The 15,799-nt window shown below is 37.4% G+C and carries 15 protein-coding genes and 1 CRISPR repeat array; of the genes, 3 read left to right on the forward strand and 12 right to left on the reverse strand.

What is annotated here, in order from left to right; all coding sequences use genetic code 11:
- Window positions 1–41: 41 nt before the first annotated feature.
- Window positions 42–575, reverse strand: a complete 534-nt coding sequence (locus tag ACR1PO_RS01165; protein ID WP_433985526.1) for a DUF2867 domain-containing protein — start codon at window positions 573–575, stop codon at window positions 42–44.
- Window positions 576–791: 216 nt separating this feature from the next.
- Between ACR1PO_RS01165 and ACR1PO_RS01170 the strand changes: the two genes are divergently transcribed.
- Window positions 792–1,940, forward strand: coding sequence for a methionine aminotransferase (locus ACR1PO_RS01170; protein ID WP_433985527.1), 1,149 nt, complete (start codon window positions 792–794; stop codon window positions 1,938–1,940).
- Between the two features lie 74 nt (window positions 1,941–2,014).
- On the opposite strand, the gene ACR1PO_RS01175 is transcribed toward ACR1PO_RS01170, so the two are convergent.
- Together ACR1PO_RS01175 and ACR1PO_RS01180 are read right to left on the reverse strand one after the other, a co-directional pair.
- Window positions 2,015–2,779: an SDR family NAD(P)-dependent oxidoreductase gene (locus ACR1PO_RS01175; RefSeq protein WP_433985528.1), complete on the reverse strand. Its 765-nt coding sequence runs from the start codon at window positions 2,777–2,779 to the stop codon at window positions 2,015–2,017.
- Window positions 2,780–2,868: 89 nt separating this feature from the next.
- On the reverse strand, window positions 2,869–3,807 hold the full coding sequence (locus tag ACR1PO_RS01180) for a helix-turn-helix domain-containing protein (protein WP_433985529.1): 939 nt from the start codon (window positions 3,805–3,807) through the stop codon (window positions 2,869–2,871).
- 235 nt (window positions 3,808–4,042) lie between these two features.
- Here ACR1PO_RS01180 and ACR1PO_RS01185 point away from each other — a divergent pair, with 235 nt between their 5' ends.
- A complete protein-coding gene (locus ACR1PO_RS01185; RefSeq protein WP_002978915.1) occupies window positions 4,043–4,201 on the forward strand; it encodes a hypothetical protein in 159 nt (52 codons plus the stop codon).
- Window positions 4,202–4,368: 167 nt separating this feature from the next.
- Here ACR1PO_RS01185 and ychF read toward each other — a convergent pair whose 3' ends face one another.
- From ychF to ACR1PO_RS01215, 6 genes are all read right to left on the reverse strand, one after another.
- Window positions 4,369–5,460: a redox-regulated ATPase YchF gene (ychF, locus tag ACR1PO_RS01190; protein WP_332386506.1), complete on the reverse strand. Its 1,092-nt coding sequence runs from the start codon at window positions 5,458–5,460 to the stop codon at window positions 4,369–4,371.
- A 180-nt stretch (window positions 5,461–5,640) separates the two neighbouring features.
- Window positions 5,641–6,192, reverse strand: a complete 552-nt coding sequence (locus tag ACR1PO_RS01195) for a ferritin (RefSeq protein ID WP_142722778.1) — start codon at window positions 6,190–6,192, stop codon at window positions 5,641–5,643.
- A 243-nt stretch (window positions 6,193–6,435) separates the two neighbouring features.
- Window positions 6,436–8,052: a glycoside hydrolase family 10-like protein gene (locus ACR1PO_RS01200; protein WP_332386505.1), complete on the reverse strand. Its 1,617-nt coding sequence runs from the start codon at window positions 8,050–8,052 to the stop codon at window positions 6,436–6,438.
- A 131-nt stretch (window positions 8,053–8,183) separates the two neighbouring features.
- Window positions 8,184–9,989 (reverse strand): translational GTPase TypA, encoded by a 1,806-nt coding sequence (typA, locus tag ACR1PO_RS01205; RefSeq protein WP_002978898.1) that lies wholly within the window; start codon window positions 9,987–9,989, stop codon window positions 8,184–8,186.
- Window positions 9,990–10,124: 135 nt separating this feature from the next.
- On the reverse strand, window positions 10,125–10,331 hold the full coding sequence (locus tag ACR1PO_RS01210) for a bacteriocin-like protein (RefSeq protein ID WP_332386504.1): 207 nt from the start codon (window positions 10,329–10,331) through the stop codon (window positions 10,125–10,127).
- A 111-nt stretch (window positions 10,332–10,442) separates the two neighbouring features.
- Window positions 10,443–10,697: a DUF1294 domain-containing protein gene (locus tag ACR1PO_RS01215; protein WP_332386503.1), complete on the reverse strand. Its 255-nt coding sequence runs from the start codon at window positions 10,695–10,697 to the stop codon at window positions 10,443–10,445.
- Between the two features lie 80 nt (window positions 10,698–10,777).
- On the opposite strand from ACR1PO_RS01215, the gene ACR1PO_RS01220 reads away from it, so the two are divergent.
- Window positions 10,778–11,134 carry a hypothetical protein gene (locus ACR1PO_RS01220; protein WP_332386502.1) on the forward strand — a complete coding sequence of 119 codons (357 nt, stop codon included), beginning with the start codon at window positions 10,778–10,780 and terminating at the stop codon, window positions 11,132–11,134.
- A 79-nt stretch (window positions 11,135–11,213) separates the two neighbouring features.
- On the opposite strand, the gene ACR1PO_RS01225 is transcribed toward ACR1PO_RS01220, so the two are convergent.
- The 3 genes from ACR1PO_RS01225 to cas1 all read right to left on the reverse strand — a co-directional run bounded on the left by ACR1PO_RS01225 (window position 11,214) and on the right by cas1 (window position 15,798).
- The gene (locus ACR1PO_RS01225) at window positions 11,214–11,891 is read right to left on the reverse strand and encodes a YceI family protein (RefSeq protein ID WP_433985530.1); all 678 of its coding nucleotides are present in this window, start codon (window positions 11,889–11,891) and stop codon (window positions 11,214–11,216) included.
- 187 nt (window positions 11,892–12,078) lie between these two features.
- Window positions 12,079–14,510: a CRISPR direct-repeat array (repeat unit 47 nt; unit sequence GTTGTGAATTGCTTTCAAAAATTATTACCTTCGTGATTAGTCACAGC).
- Between the two features lie 59 nt (window positions 14,511–14,569).
- Window positions 14,570–14,908 carry a CRISPR-associated endonuclease Cas2 gene (gene cas2 / locus ACR1PO_RS01230; protein ID WP_007842732.1) on the reverse strand — a complete coding sequence of 113 codons (339 nt, stop codon included), beginning with the start codon at window positions 14,906–14,908 and terminating at the stop codon, window positions 14,570–14,572.
- Window positions 14,905–15,798: a type II CRISPR-associated endonuclease Cas1 gene (cas1, locus tag ACR1PO_RS01235; RefSeq protein ID WP_433985531.1), complete on the reverse strand. Its 894-nt coding sequence runs from the start codon at window positions 15,796–15,798 to the stop codon at window positions 14,905–14,907. The genes cas2 and cas1 overlap by 4 nt, the downstream gene beginning before the upstream one ends.
- Window position 15,799: the final 1 nt, after the last annotated feature.

The following is a 15,799-nucleotide window of genomic DNA, read 5'->3' on the forward strand; positions in this document are numbered from 1 at the left end:
AAATTATAGAGCTTTTGCTTTTGTATCCGCAGATCAGTATTTTATTTTTTACTTTCCAGCTGCCCAATCATATTTTTCAGCATAGCAGGTACAATCAGCTTATGGAAAGGCCGTACAGGCAGAAAATAAAGCACGCCCAGCCAGTTATGATACTTTACGGTGGTGGAAATGGTAAGTGAATTTTCATCAGGATGTACCTTACTCCTGTCAACTAAAAGGGATACCCTGAAATCCAGGTGCTTATCATCTTCTCCCAGAACAATTTCATTGCCGGTTTTATTAAACACCTTAAAAAGTCCTGCACGCTCTCCTACTTCGCATTTAAAATCCTGTTCTTTTTGCTGCGTTTCAGATCCGGTTTTCAGTCCGAATATTCCCACTGCTTTATTCCTGAAAGCAAACATTTTCTTACCCCATTTGGGGCCGCTTGTAAAAAAAGCTTTTCCTATTTCTGAGATATCAATATTCCGGCCGCCATCCGCAAATTCCCCTTCAAAACTATCGATATAATCGAAATCTTTTTTTTCCTTTGATAAAACGGATTTTTCAGGAAACTCTGTTTTCTTAATCTTCATTGTCCTCGTTTTTAATGGTTGTTTGTCAAACAAATGTAGGGTTATTTCTGCTGATTCAAAAAGAAAACTTAAACAAATGTTTAAAATAATTTTTACATTGAAACGTATAAACTTTTAACGAGTATCAGCTCTGCTTTTATCATTTTCTGATTTTTATTCTCATAAGTTCAAACTGTTTTAAATATTTCATTAAATTCGGTCAACAAAACTGTTTTTATGATACAACTTCCTTTATCAAAACTTTCCAATGTAGGAACTACTATTTTCAGCCAGATGACTCAGCTCGCCAATGAAAATGAAGCGATCAACCTGTCTCAGGGTTTTCCTGATTTTATGCCTGATGCCGAACTGCTGAATCACGTGGATCATTTTATCAAAAAAGGTTACAACCAATATGCCCCTCTAGGCGGAATGATCGGTTTAAAGGAAGAAATTGCAAGAAAAATTGAAAACAGCCATCAGGCAGTTTATCATCCGGATTCTGAAATAACGGTTACTGCAGGTGGAACTCAGGCTATTTTTACAGCGATTGCCTCATTTGTAAAAAAAGATGACGAGGTAATTATTTTCGAACCGGCTTATGATTGTTATGAACCAACTGTAGAGCTTTTCGGAGGTGTTGTAAAACGTTTTGAAATGAAAGCTCCCGATTATGAAATCGACTGGACTGCTGTAAAAAAACTTATCAGCGAAAAGACCAGAATGATTATTCTCAACAACCCCAATAATCCCTCGGGAAAAATCCTGAAAGAAAATGATCTACAGGAGCTGATTGACCTGGTAAAGGGAACTTCCATTCTTATCCTGAGTGATGAAGTGTATGAAAATATAGTTTTTGACGGAAAACAGCATTTAAGCATCTGTAAATATCCGGAACTGAAAGAAAGAAGCCTGCTTGTTGCCTCTTTTGGGAAGCTTTTCCATGTTACGGGTTGGAAAGTGGGTTATTGTGCCGCTCCTAAAAATCTTACGGATGAATTCAGAAAGGTTCATCAGTTCAATGTATTCTGTGTAAACACTCCTATCCAGCTGGCATTGGCTGAATACATGAAAAATGATGAACATTACAGCCAGCTAAGCCAATTTTTCCAGGAAAAAAGAGATTTTCTGAGAAAAGGTCTGGAAGGAACTTCGTTTGAACTGCTGGATTGTGAAGGGACTTATTTCCAGGCAGTAAAATATGATAAGATTTCGGATAAAAATGATTTTGATTTTGCTTCTGAACTTACCATTACTCATAAGGTAGCCAGTGTTCCTTTCTCATCTTTTTATAAAAATAAACTGAATGAAAATGTGATCAGATTATGTTTTGCCAAGAAAAGGGAAACGTTAGAAAAGGCTCTTGAAAACCTTTCAAAGATCTAATGACAATAGATAAATAAATCGGCCGGCTCAAATGAGCCGGCCGATTTATTCAATAATGACTATCCGTTTACATGTTATAAAAACATTCCTCCGGAAACTTCAATTCTTTGTCCGTTGATCCATCCTGCATCTTCTGTGCACAGGAAGGCTACCACTCCACCAACATCATCAGGCAGGCCTACTCTTCCCAGGGCTGTTGCCCCAGCTACCATTGCATTGATTTCTTCATTATCTCTCACCCTTCCTCCGCCGAAATCGGTTTCAATAGCTCCCGGAGCCACCACATTAGCTTTGATTTTTCTCGGCCCCAGCTCTTTAGCCATATATTTCGTCAGCATTTCTACCCCGGCTTTTATTGATCCGTAGACAGAAGAACCTGGCGTTGCAAACCTTGCCAATCCTGAGGACACATTAATAATTCCCCCTCCATCATTGATAAATGGCAAAAATTTCTGAGTCAGGAAAAACACGCCTTTAAAGTGAATATCCACCACATCATCCAGCTGCTCTTCCGTAACTTCCGTAATTGGTGAATATAAAGCTGTACCTGCATTATTGATAAGATAATCAATATGGGTACTTCCCGTGTTTTCCTGCAAATGATCCGTTACATCTTTTACAAAAGCATCGAAACTTTTTATATCTTTGGTATCCAGCTGAAACGCAACAGCATTTCTCCCCATCGATTTTATTTCATTCACCACAGCATCCGCCTCTTCTTTGTTGCTTCTGTATGTAATGATAACGTCTAATCCTTTCTGAGCAATTTTAAGGGCTGAGTTCTTTCCCAATCCACGGCTTCCTCCGGTTACCAGTGCAATATTTGTTTTTGTGTTCATTGTATTTTGATTATTTTGATGATACAAAGTTGGGATATTTTCAGACTGAAGTGTTTGCCTGAATCAATCCGAAATTTGCAAAATTCAAATCAGGACCGAAATTCCAATGGAGTAAAGGTTGTTTTTCTTTTAAAGAAATTGGAAAAGTGAGCAATTTCTTCAAATCCCAGCGCATAAGAAATCTCCGAAACATTCCATTTTGTCTGTTTTAAAAGTATTTTGGCTTCCTGAACAATACGGTCAGAAATAAGCTCTGTGGTTGTCTTTCCGGTGCTTTCTTTTAATCTTTTATTCAAATAATTGACATGAACCGCCAGCCGGTCTGCATAATCTTTAGCTGTCTTCAATTGCAGCCGCTGCTCCCAGGATTCGATAGGAAACTGTCTCTCCAGCAGCTCTATAAATAAAGAAACCACCCGCATGGAAGCATCATTGGATGCTGATATTTTGGAAGCCGGCTGTAATTTCTGTCCATAGTGGATTAATTCCAGCACATAGTTTCGGATCAGATCATATTTAAATACGTAATCAGATTCAATTTCTTTCTTTATTTTTTTAAAAAGGTTTTCAATCTCTTCTGCAAGTTCATCATCAATTTCAAAGACAGGTATTCCTCCAGGCTGAAAAATGGGAAGATCTTCGAGGTGATAATAAGATTTGTCCTTAATGAAAAAATCTTCTGTAAAAACGCAGAAGCTTCCCGACTGGTCAGGATCTTCAGGTATCCAGTGATAAGGAACTTTTGGGGTTGCAAATAATAAGGCATTCTGTTTTATAGAAATAACCTTGTCTGCATATTCTGCCCTGTTCCTCCCTTTTATAAAACTGATTTTATAGTACTTTCTTCTGTTGTAGGGCATTTCCGAGGTAGTTTTTACCTTCTCAATCGTTTGCGCAATATCAAAGACATTAAAATGTCCTATGTCTTTATGAAGTCCTTTCGGAAAAATACTTTCAAGGTCTTTGCCGAGCTTGGCTGCCATTTCCCTGTAAAAATCTTCCAGTGAAGTGTGTGCTACTTTTTCCATCACAAATGATTTGTAAAATTCAAATATACGAAGTTATAAACATTTCAGTTTTAAAATAAATTTCCAAAGCAAAATACCCTATTTTAGGCGATGAACCGCTATATCATTAAGTTTAATATTTATATCAATAATAGGATAAGCCATCAAAAAGACTTTCATTTTTTTCTAAATGCCGTGATATATTTCATTTATTTTTTATACATTCGTTAAAACTAACTCACTAAAAATCAAAATAATGGAAAACAAAAACTTAAAACAAGGGAAAAAACTGAACAAAAAACAGTTAAGAGTAATAACCGGAGGAAAAGAAATGTGCCTGCTTCCGGACCTCACCTGCAAGAAATATTCTTTTACCTGTGCAGAAATACAATGCCAGCCCGGTATCGAACTTTAAGCTCAAATAATAAAATCGCTCTCTAACGGGAGCGATTTTCATATGTACGATATCAAATTTCATTCATCTTAATACCATTGCTAATTAAAGTTAAAGCCATATGAATGCAAAAAACGCTCCCAAATACATGGAAGCGCTTTTCTTTATAACTAACTTTAATACTTTATTTATACATTGAATCTAAAGTGCATGATGTCACCATCCTGTACAATATATTCTTTACCTTCCACAGAAAGTTTTCCGGCTTCTTTTACTTTTACTTCTGAACCGTAGGTAATATAATCGTTATACTTGATCACTTCTGCACGGATAAATCCTTTTTCGAAGTCTGTGTGAATAACTCCCGCAGCCTGTGGAGCAGTCCAGCCCTGCCCGATAGTCCATGCTCTTACTTCTTTTACTCCGGCTGTAAAATAGGTCTGAAGTTTTAGAAGATCATAAGCTTTTCTGATCAAACGGTTAACTCCCGGTTCTGTAAGTCCCAGTTCTTCAAGGAAGATTTCTCTTTCTTCAAAAGTTTCAAGCTCGTTGATATCAGCTTCAATCTGTGCAGCCAATACCACTACTTCCGCACCTTCATTCTGAGCCATTTCTTCAATCTTACCGATCCACTCATTTCCGTTTTTGATAGAGTTTTCATCCACATTACAAACGTAAAGTACCGGCTTATTGGTCAATAACTGAACTTCTCCGATAATTGATTTTGTAAAATCATCAGTAGCGAATTCTCTTGCATTTTTACCATCCTCAAGGAATTTCTGTAAATTCTGAAGGGTTTCGTAAGTAAGAATATCCTCTTTCTTCCCTGACTTGATGAATTTTTTAGCTTTCTCAACTGCTTTTCCTACTGTTTCAAGGTCTTTCAGCTGCAGCTCAATATCAATAATTTCCTTATCTCTTAACGGATCCACTGAACCTTCTACGTGAACAATATTACCGTTATCAAAACATCTTAAAACGTGAATAATCGCTTCACACTCGCGGATATTGGCTAGGAACTGGTTCCCCAATCCTTCTCCCTTGCTGGCTCCCTTCACCAGACCTGCAATATCAACAATCTCAACTACAGCTGGCAAAACTCTCTCAGGTTTTACGATTTTTTCCAGTTCAAACAATCTCTGATCCGGTACAGAAACCGTCCCTAAGTTCGGCTCAATAGTACAGAAAGGATAGTTTGCAGACTGAGCTTTCGCATTGCTCAGACAGTTAAAAAGTGTTGATTTACCTACATTCGGCAGGCCTACGATTCCACATTTCATATTGTAAAATTCAAAGTTTAAGGTTTAGTGGCAACCCAAGGTTTCTGCAACTTTAAACATTGAACTCCGAACCTTGAATTACGAGTGCGCAAAGATAGTGATTTTTGAACGAGTTTCATAATAAAAAAATCTGCCAGTGTTCTGACAGATTTTCAAAAGTTTGGATTTCACCGAATGACCTTACGGATTGTCTCCGGTAGCTTCCTGAGCCAGCGGAACGTCATTGGGTGCTTCCTGTAAAGTTTTATCTAAAGTAAATAAAGATTCATCTGTGGCTCTGTCTCCACCAGCAATTTTCAATTTATCAATTAAATTCTGAGCCAATGTTTCTTCTTCAATCTGTTCCTGTACAAACCACTGCATGAAATTCCATGTTGCCCAGTCCTTTTCTTCCATCGAAAGATCTACAATTCTGTAAATAGCAGTTGTATTGTCTACTTCATGCTTAAAAACCCCGTCAAAGCAAGCCGTAAGGTTTTCAGGATCTGCCGGAGGAGCCGGAATAGCTTCAACTTTTGGTTTTCCTCCCCTGTTTAAAATATATTCCATGAATTTGATCGAATGATTTCTTTCTTCCTGAGCATGGCGGTAAAGAAAATTGGCAATTCCCTGATATCCTTTATCATCAGCCCAAATTCCATAAGATAAAAAAACGTGTGATGCATGAATTTCCTTATTCATCTGGTCACTTAATGCCTTTTCCATGTTGTCGGAAAGTCTTTTGGTATTCATAATGTTATATTTTGATGATTATGGGATAACTCATGCAAAAATGATTCCGATACAGTTTTTATCTTACTTTTAAAAATATAACAGTCTCTAAAACACAACTGGTTTTCAGTATTTTAAATTAATAATTTATAGTTATTCTAAAATAAAAACCGATTCTGTCTGAGAACCGGTTTTAAAATTTAGTATTGAGATTGTTTCACCTAAAGATTCGCAATGAGATATGGGGAGCGGATCTTGTCCCAGCTATTTAATTCTTCTTGCTGTATAATCACTTTCATTTCCCAATCTGTCGATGGCTTTAATAGCTACTGCATTCAGTTTTTTACCGTCTTTAGTCTTAGGAATGTCTTTTGAAAGGGTATCCAGTGTTACTATTTCTGTTTGCCATACTCCGTTGTATTGAGTGAAAAGTACCCACAGGAATACATCAGCGGCATTTTTTGTACTCCAGCTTGTCTGCACAAAGCTTCCGTTATCAGCAATAAACAATGTAGGAGTCTGCAATGGAACAGCCTTTATCCATGGAGATTTCGGCACCAATGCTTTTTCGTTGTACGGTCCGCTTTTCAAAGCAGGAAGCATGTTTGGATTCTTGGTAAGCCCAGCGATACTCCAGTGGATTTCCCCGGCATCGTTTTTCAGGATATTTCTTGAAATGGCAATCTGGTTTTTAATTTCTGCAGGACGGTCGGACACCTTAATCTCAACAGTATTCAGTCCCGGCCATAAGTGACGGTTCATAGTGTTTTCTGACTGCCACCAGCTCAACAGGGCCTCAAAACTCTGTCCTTTGGAATCAATAGGCCAATACAGCTGTGGTGAGAAATAATCTACCCAGCCTTTATTCAACCATAATTTAGCATCTGCATACAGCTCGTCATATTGTGAAGAGCCTACAATTCCTGCAGGATATCCGGGTTTCCATATCCCAAACGGACTGATCCCGAATCTTACATTATTTTTTTCTGCGTGAATTTCTTTGTAGATACGTTCCACAAATTTATTCACGTTGTCTCTTCTCCAATCTGCTCTGGATAAAGTACCTCCGCTGCTTACATAAGCATTCCAGGTTGCATTATCAGGAAAATCTGCGCCTTTATTATAAGTTGCATACGGATAGAAATAATCGTCAAAATGAATGGCATCAATGTCATATCTTTTTACGATATCTTTCACAATATTTGATACGTGTCCCTGGGTTTTCGGATTAGCAGGATCAAACCAGTACATTCCGTTCTTTAATCTTACGACAATATCGGACAGTTTGTTGACCATAGACAGTTTATTGACAGCACCACCATTGGTATGATGTGCACGGTATGGATTTAACCAGACGTGCAGCTCCAGGCCTCTTTTATGGGCTTCTTCTATCCAGAACTGAAGCGGATCATAGTTGGGAGAAGGTGCAGTTCCCGTTTCTCCGGTCAGGAAATATGACCACGGCTCAATATTACTTGTATAAAGGGCATCTGCCGAAGGTCTGATCTGAAAAATAGCTGCATTGAAGTTGTTATCTTTCAACATATCAAGCATACTGATTGCCTCTGCTTTCTGCTGCTCTACTGTAAGGTCATTTCTTGAAGGCCAGTTGATATTGGCTACACTCGCAATCCATGCTCCACGGAATTCTCTTTTGATTTCCGGAAGATTGGTTCTGAAATTATCTTCTGTTGATACGGCAGCTCCCGTTGCCGGATTTGTAGCTGCAGGATTTACTTTTGGCGGGTTTGTATTGTTGGCGGGTTTTGTCGGATTCTTCGTGGAAGGTGCTTTTACAACATTATTCTGAACGGAACATGAGGTAGTGTAAGAAGCAAAAACACCTAATAAAACGATAAGTTTTAATTTATTCATTCTCATAGTCACAAAACTACTTTAAAATTTATTTTTTATTTCTCAGAGATTATTATGCCAAAATAAGCATTTTAATGAGTGGGTATAGAAAAAAAGCCTCGAAAATCGAGGCTTTGATTTTATGTATAAGATTTTTATTATGCTTTTGCAGATCTTTCTACTCTTTTTCTTTCTTCTTCGGAAAGGATTTTCTTTCTCATTCTGATGAAATTCGGAGTAACCTCAATGGCTTCATCAGCCTGGATGTATTCCATACATTCTTCCAGTGAGAATAAGATTTTCGGAGCAACTCCTGTATCTTTATCTTTTCCGGCAGCACGCATGTTGTTCAGCTGTTTTGCTTCTACGATATTGACTACCAAATCTCCAGGTTTGTTTTGTTCTCCAACGATCATTCCCGTGTAGATTTCCTCACCCGGATCAACGAAGAACTTACCTCTATCCTGTAGTTTGTTGATTGAGTATTCTGTAGCCGGACCTGTAGTTTTACTGATCAGTACTCCATTGTTTCTTCCCGGAATAGCTCCTTTGAAAGGCTTGTATTCTGTGAAACGGTGTGCCATAATAGCTTCACCGGCAGTAGCTGTCAACATCTGAGAACGTAATCCGATCAATCCTCTTGAAGGAATTTCGAACTCCATGTGCTGCATCTCCCCTTTAGTTTCCATAATGTGAAGATCACCTTTTCTTTGCGTAGCCAAATCGATAACTCTTGAAGCAAATTCTTCAGGAACATCTACTACCAAAGATTCGTAAGGTTCACAGCTTACTCCGTCAATTTCTCTCAGGATAACCTGTGGCTGACCAATCGTCATTTCGTAACCTTCTCTTCTCATGGTTTCGATCAAAACTGACAAGTGAAGAATACCTCTACCAAATACAAGGAAAGTATTGGCATCATCAGTCTGCTGTACTCTTAATGCAAGGTTCTTCTCTAATTCCTTAGTTAATCTTTCTTTAAGGTGGTTTGAAGTAACGTATTTACCATCTTTACCGAAGAAAGGTGAATTGTTGATAGAGAACGTCATGTTCAGTGTAGGCTCATCAATTGCAGTTCTTTCCAATGGCTCAGGATTTTCAAGATCTACGAAAGAATCTCCGATCTGGAAAGCATCAAAACCTACTACAGCGCAGATATCACCTGCCTGTACTTCTGTTACTTTTTTCTTTCCTAATCCTTCAAAAACGTAAAGCTCTTTTACTTTTCCTTTTACAATTTTACCGTCTGCCTGAGCAAGACCGATCCACTGAGATTCTTTAATCTCTCCTCTTGTCACTTTTCCGATTGCAATTCTTCCTAGGAAAGAAGAGTAATCAAGGGAAGTGATCTGCATCTGAAGATTCCCTTCAGTCACAGTAGGAGCCGGAACATATTGTAAAATTCCGTCCAGTAATGGTAAAATATCTTCCGTTTGTTCTAATGAAGTGTTGAACCAACCTTGCTTAGAAGAACCGTAGAATGTTGGGAAATCCAGCTGTTCTTCAGTAGCCTCAAGGTTGAAGAATAAGTCAAATACCTGATCGTGAACTTCGTCCGGACGGCAGTTTGGTTTATCTACTTTATTGATAACTACTAATGGTCTTAATCCTAATTCCAAAGCTTTCTGAAGTACGAATCTTGTTTGCGGCATTGGTCCTTCGAATGCATCCACCAACAAAATAACCCCATCAGCCATTTTCAATACTCTTTCCACTTCTCCACCAAAATCGGCGTGACCAGGAGTATCAATTACGTTAATTTTTGTGTCTTTATAAGTAACAGAAATATTCTTGGATAAAATCGTGATCCCTCTTTCTCTTTCAAGATCGTTGTTATCCATAATTAACTCCCCACTCTCCTGATTTTCTCTGAAAATGTTGGTAGCGTGAATGATCTTGTCAACCAAAGTCGTTTTTCCGTGGTCAACGTGTGCGATAATCGCAATATTTCTAATGTTTTGCATAAAAGATTTTTACGGGTGCAAAAGTAGTGATTTTTAATGAAAAACTATTTAGTTCTCTAAATATTTAATATTTTGTTTAAAATACTTATTGACAGAACCATAAAAAAGAGTGCCCAAAAGCACTCTCTAAATTATTTATACGCAAGCCTGTATTTCACATGGATCTACTGCAGGCGGCTCTCCACATATGATGTCAAATTCTGCACAATTACTGGAGGATCCGGTGGCCCAACCCCATCTTACGACACACGTCTCTGCATCTTTGCATCTTACCATTCCTTTTACAATTCCTCCCTGAACCGATTTCATTTCGGTTCTGGAGATTTTTCTAAGATTTCTCATGTTGTTTTATTTTATTTGTTATTAGCATGATAAATTTATAAAAAATACCTAACAAAAATTATTTCATACCAACATTTAACATTTGAAACAACATGGATAACTATTTAGATATCAGTGTCTCATCAATCTGTAAAACAATACCAGATCAACTAAAACCACCAATATAAATTTCACAAGAAAAGATTTTTTAGAAACCTTGTGACTGAAAATAATCATTCCTGAAGCAGCTCCCAATATCCCACCTAGCAGTGAGATTCCTAGAAGAGTGTTCTCAGAAATTCTCCATTGATGTTTTTTAGCCTGCCATTTATCAAAGCCAAAAGCTCCAAATGTAATCAGATTTATAATGAACAGAAAAGGAATCATTTTTTAATTAATTTGCTGCAAAAGTAGAGTTTAATTTCAGAACAGGATTTTATAAATTTGCACTTCCTAAAATAAAATCAATGACAGCACAGGATCTCGCAGGAAGCTATTCTATTGAAGGAAGTAATCAGGAAGAATCTTCGCTACCCACATATCATGGCATATTAACTTTATCCATTGATGACAACAACCGTATCATTGCCCAATGGATTATTGGTGATCATATACAAAATGGCACCGGATTTTATAAAGACCAGATACTGGTTATTAATTTTAATTACGAAGGTGAAGATCACAAAATCTATAAAGGCGTTGCGGTCTATCGTTGTCTGAATAAGGACGTGCTGGATGGATTCTGGTCTGAAAAGCATGGCAATCCTTTATATCTTGGAAGTGAATTTTGTGTAAGGATCCGGAATTCTGAGATTTTGAACTAGGTTATTCTTTTTGATAGAATTCAAAAAATAAACGGGCTGTCTTGATGAAGACAGCCCGGTATTTATAAAGTCGAATAACTTATTTTTTAGCTTTTACATCGATTGCAATTTCGATATCTTTGCTGATCATCCATTCTGCAGGATCTGCTTCTGAAGTACCGAATTTGATTCCCCAATCTGCTCTGTTTACAGTGAATTTAGCCTGAATAGCTGCTGAGTTTTCAGTAACATCTACTTTAGCAGGGAAAGTAACATTCATTGTTTTTCCTGATAATGTAAGGTTTCCGCTTACTGTTTTATTAGCTCCTGCTACTGCATCTTTTGGCGCATCTTTCAAATCTGTAACACTTGTGATTTTGAAATCTGAAGTAGGGTTTTTCGCTACATCAAAGAAATCAGGATTTTTAAGGTGAGCCTCCAGATCTGCCGGCTTTTTATCTTTCTCTGTTACTGAAGCCGGATCTACCTTAATAGAGTTCATATCAATAATAAAGTTTCCTGCTGCAACCTGACCTGCATCAACACTGATATCTCCTGATTTTACAGTAAGAGTTCCCCAACGAGGTGCCATACCTCCTTTATGGAATGCTTTCCAGTTTACTACTGAAGCTACTGTATCCACCGCAAGTGTTTCACCTTTGCTCTCAGCTACTGCCTGCTCCTGAGCCGTAGCTGCAGATTCTGCCGATTTTTCTTTATTACATGATACTAAAAGCAATCCTACTCCTACTAATGCAATTACGCTAATTTTTTTCATATTGAACTGTTTAAAAAAGTTTGAATTTTGTTGTTTTCGGGTACAAAAATAGAAAAACCTATTGGGAGACACCTTATCATACATCAAGAAATGTGGTATTTTACATGAATTACAGATCTTTTTGCAGGATATTCTTATCATCGCGATTAGTCACAGCTCTTGCTTTCTCATGTTTTCGGTCATGGCAGTTGTGAATTGCTTTCAAAAATTACTACCTTCGTGACTAGTTACAGCTAAGTAACAAATTTAAGTATAATTTATTGTTGTGAATCGCTTTCAAAAATTACTACCTTCGTGATTAGTCACAGCGTGAGGTTTATTTCTGCCATCTGGTACATTGTTGTGAATTGCTTTCAAAAATTATTACCTTCGTGATTAGTCACAGCTCACGATCTTGGAAATTTATTGTGATTGTAGTTGTGAATTGCTTTCAAAAATTATTACCTTCGTAATTAGTCACAGCCCCGGGATTCTCTACATGCATAAAATCATAGTTGTGAATTGCTTTCAAAAATTATTACCTTCGTAATTAGTCACAGCCCCGGGATTCTCTACATGCATAAAATCATAGTTGTGAATTGCTTTCAAAAATTATTACCTTCGTGATTAGTCACAGCGTACAAGCTTCTAAAATGTATTCAGAAACAGTTGTGAATTGCTTTCAAAAATTATTACCTTCGTGATTAGTCACAGCGTCACCGGGCAAATAGCCTAATTCTTTACAGTTGTGAATTGCTTTCAAAAATTATTACCTTCGTGATTAGTCACAGCCACCCATACAATAAGCTGGAAGAGTTGTTAGTTGTGAATTGCTTTCAAAAATTATTACCTTCGTGATTAGTCACAGCTTTGCTCCCTGAACCTCATCAGCCGACGCAGTTGTGAATTGCTTTCAAAAATTATTACCTTCGTGATTAGTCACAGCTTCGTCTATCCATCTTATTGACTCAATAGGGTTGTGAATTGCTTTCAAAAATTATTACCTTCGTGATTAGTCACAGCTACTACTGGCAAATTCAAGGGAACTTACTTGTTGTGAATTGCTTTCAAAAATTATTACCTTCGTGATTAGTCACAGCACTTTCAGCTGAAGAAAAGTTTTTCTGCTGGTTGTGAATTGCTTTCAAAAATTATTACCTTCGTGATTAGTCACAGCGAGCATTGGATCATCCACGCTCATGATCACGTTGTGAATTGCTTTCAAAAATTATTACCTTCGTGATTAGTCACAGCGGTTTTGGAGACCATCATGCTACCGTTACAGTTGTGAATTGCTTTCAAAAATTATTACCTTCGTGATTAGTCACAGCATCTGATCACTATAACTATTTGCTTTATCTGTTGTGAATTGCTTTCAAAAATTATTACCTTCGTGATTAGTCACAGCTTACCATACTCATTCATGTCAACTTCCTTAGTTGTGAATTGCTTTCAAAAATTATTACCTTCGTGATTAGTCACAGCACGCCAGCTAATAAAACTAACCAGGGATTAGTTGTGAATTGCTTTCAAAAATTATTACCTTCGTGATTAGTCACAGCGGATAGGTTTTCTCTGCCAAAAGCGTATCAGTTGTGAATTGCTTTCAAAAATTATTACCTTCGTGATTAGTCACAGCCCCTTCATATTATTGTCAATCAGGTCAACGGTTGTGAATTGCTTTCAAAAATTATTACCTTCGTGATTAGTCACAGCTGCACCTGCTAAAGAAACGGAGGAAGTAGAGTTGTGAATTGCTTTCAAAAATTATTACCTTCGTGATTAGTCACAGCGAGATAACTGATTGATAATTAATACAGTTAGTTGTGAATTGCTTTCAAAAATTATTACCTTCGTGATTAGTCACAGCGACTCGTGGAGAAGGAGGCTATATTAAATGGTTGTGAATTGCTTTCAAAAATTATTACCTTCGTGATTAGTCACAGCTAAAGCATCTGCTAACTGTTTAACTGAATAGTTGTGAATTGCTTTCAAAAATTATTACCTTCGTGATTAGTCACAGCTTCTGTTTTTGAATAGTTATAGGTGAAATAGTTGTGAATTGCTTTCAAAAATTATTACCTTCGTGATTAGTCACAGCGCAAGCAAATAATACTCCTCCTGCTATAAAGTTGTGAATTGCTTTCAAAAATTATTACCTTCGTGATTAGTCACAGCCCGAAAGTTTGTTCAATCGCTGGTTACGGAGTTGTGAATTGCTTTCAAAAATTATTACCTTCGTGATTAGTCACAGCGGAAGATTTCATAATGATGTCGTTTATATAGTTGTGAATTGCTTTCAAAAATTATTACCTTCGTGATTAGTCACAGCATAAATTATGATGCACTTCTAAACGCAATTGTTGTGAATTGCTTTCAAAAATTATTACCTTCGTGATTAGTCACAGCTTACAATTGGATTCTTCGCAGGCTTGAAAAGTTGTGAATTGCTTTCAAAAATTATTACCTTCGTGATTAGTCACAGCTCCGTTTCATAATGGGGGAACACCTTTGCCGTTGTGAATTGCTTTCAAAAATTATTACCTTCGTGATTAGTCACAGCTTTTGCTGGATTAAGCAATGCGATTGTTGTGTTGTGAATTGCTTTCAAAAATTATTACCTTCGTGATTAGTCACAGCCTCAAAATCTAATCCACTGAAATTCAGTGGATTTATTTATTTAATCAGAATCAAAAAAATCAGAATAATTCGAGTTGCTGAAAGGTTGGAGGTGGCTCTTCCTTATTCCTGGCAAAGAAGATTTCAATATCTCCAAATTGTTTGTCAGTGATACACATAATGGCAACTTTCCCGGCTTTTGGGAGCATAAATTTAACTCTTTTAATATGAACCTCAGCATTTTCCCTGCTTGGGCAATGGCGCACATACATGGAAAACTGAAACAAAGTAAAACCATCATCAATGAGCGCCTTGCGAAAGCGGTTAGCATCTTTCATATTCGCTTTGGTCTCAGTCGGGAGATCATATAATACTAAAACCCACATAATCCGGTATGCATTAAACCTTTCGGCATTCATAACAGTTCAGGATAAGAGATCAGTCGTTTTTCTCCTGTGTAGCATTTGTAAAGCGACGAAGCCGTCATTTTTACAGCAACAAGCAACGGTCTTGTTTTGTCATCAATACGCACATCTTTGGTTGCAATCTGCAGAATATGAGCCTTGAATTCTTTCGACAGTTCTTCGGTATCAGAATGAATTTTCAACCATTGCATCACGAGTAAATCAACAAACGGACGGTAAGGTTCCATTATATCATCGGCAAGGCAATACGGATTGTATTTATTTTTATGAAAAATGCCGAGAACAGGCAATAATCCGGTTTCCACGATAGCTCTTGCAACAATACTTCTGAGCACGGCATATCCAAAATTAAAAAACTGATTAGGTGAATCTCCGAAACGTTGCCTCAAAAAATCCAGGCTGATGAGGTATTTCCAGTAATGCTGTGCCGCGATCCCTTCCATATTCGTTATATCGCCTGACTTTACATTTCTCTGATATTCAATCATCGGCTCATAATAGTTACCCAGTTTCATCAGAACATTTTTCTGGTTTTCAATTTTATATTCCACCGTCTGTTTCCAAAGTTGTTTTTTAAGAGGCTCACTGGCTTCCAGCTGATCTTTCACCCTGTCGGAATATTCAGTATGACCATACAATGGAAGCATAATTCCATGAGGTAAATGATGCGCATCACAACTAATGACCACTACATTATTTCCCATCATTTTCTGAATCAAATTGTGCGAAATGGTAATCTGATAATGATCCAGCATCAATAAGCCCAAATCTTCCACAGGAACACTACCCTTTTCCGTTTTGGTATCCGGACAGAGGATTTTCATCTGCTCATCTTTGAGTTTGAGATAAGCGGGATTGCCGATGTAGATGGTGCGGGTTATCATA

Source organism: Chryseobacterium amylolyticum, assembly GCF_051011775.1.
GTDB lineage: Bacteria > Bacteroidota > Bacteroidia > Flavobacteriales > Weeksellaceae > Chryseobacterium.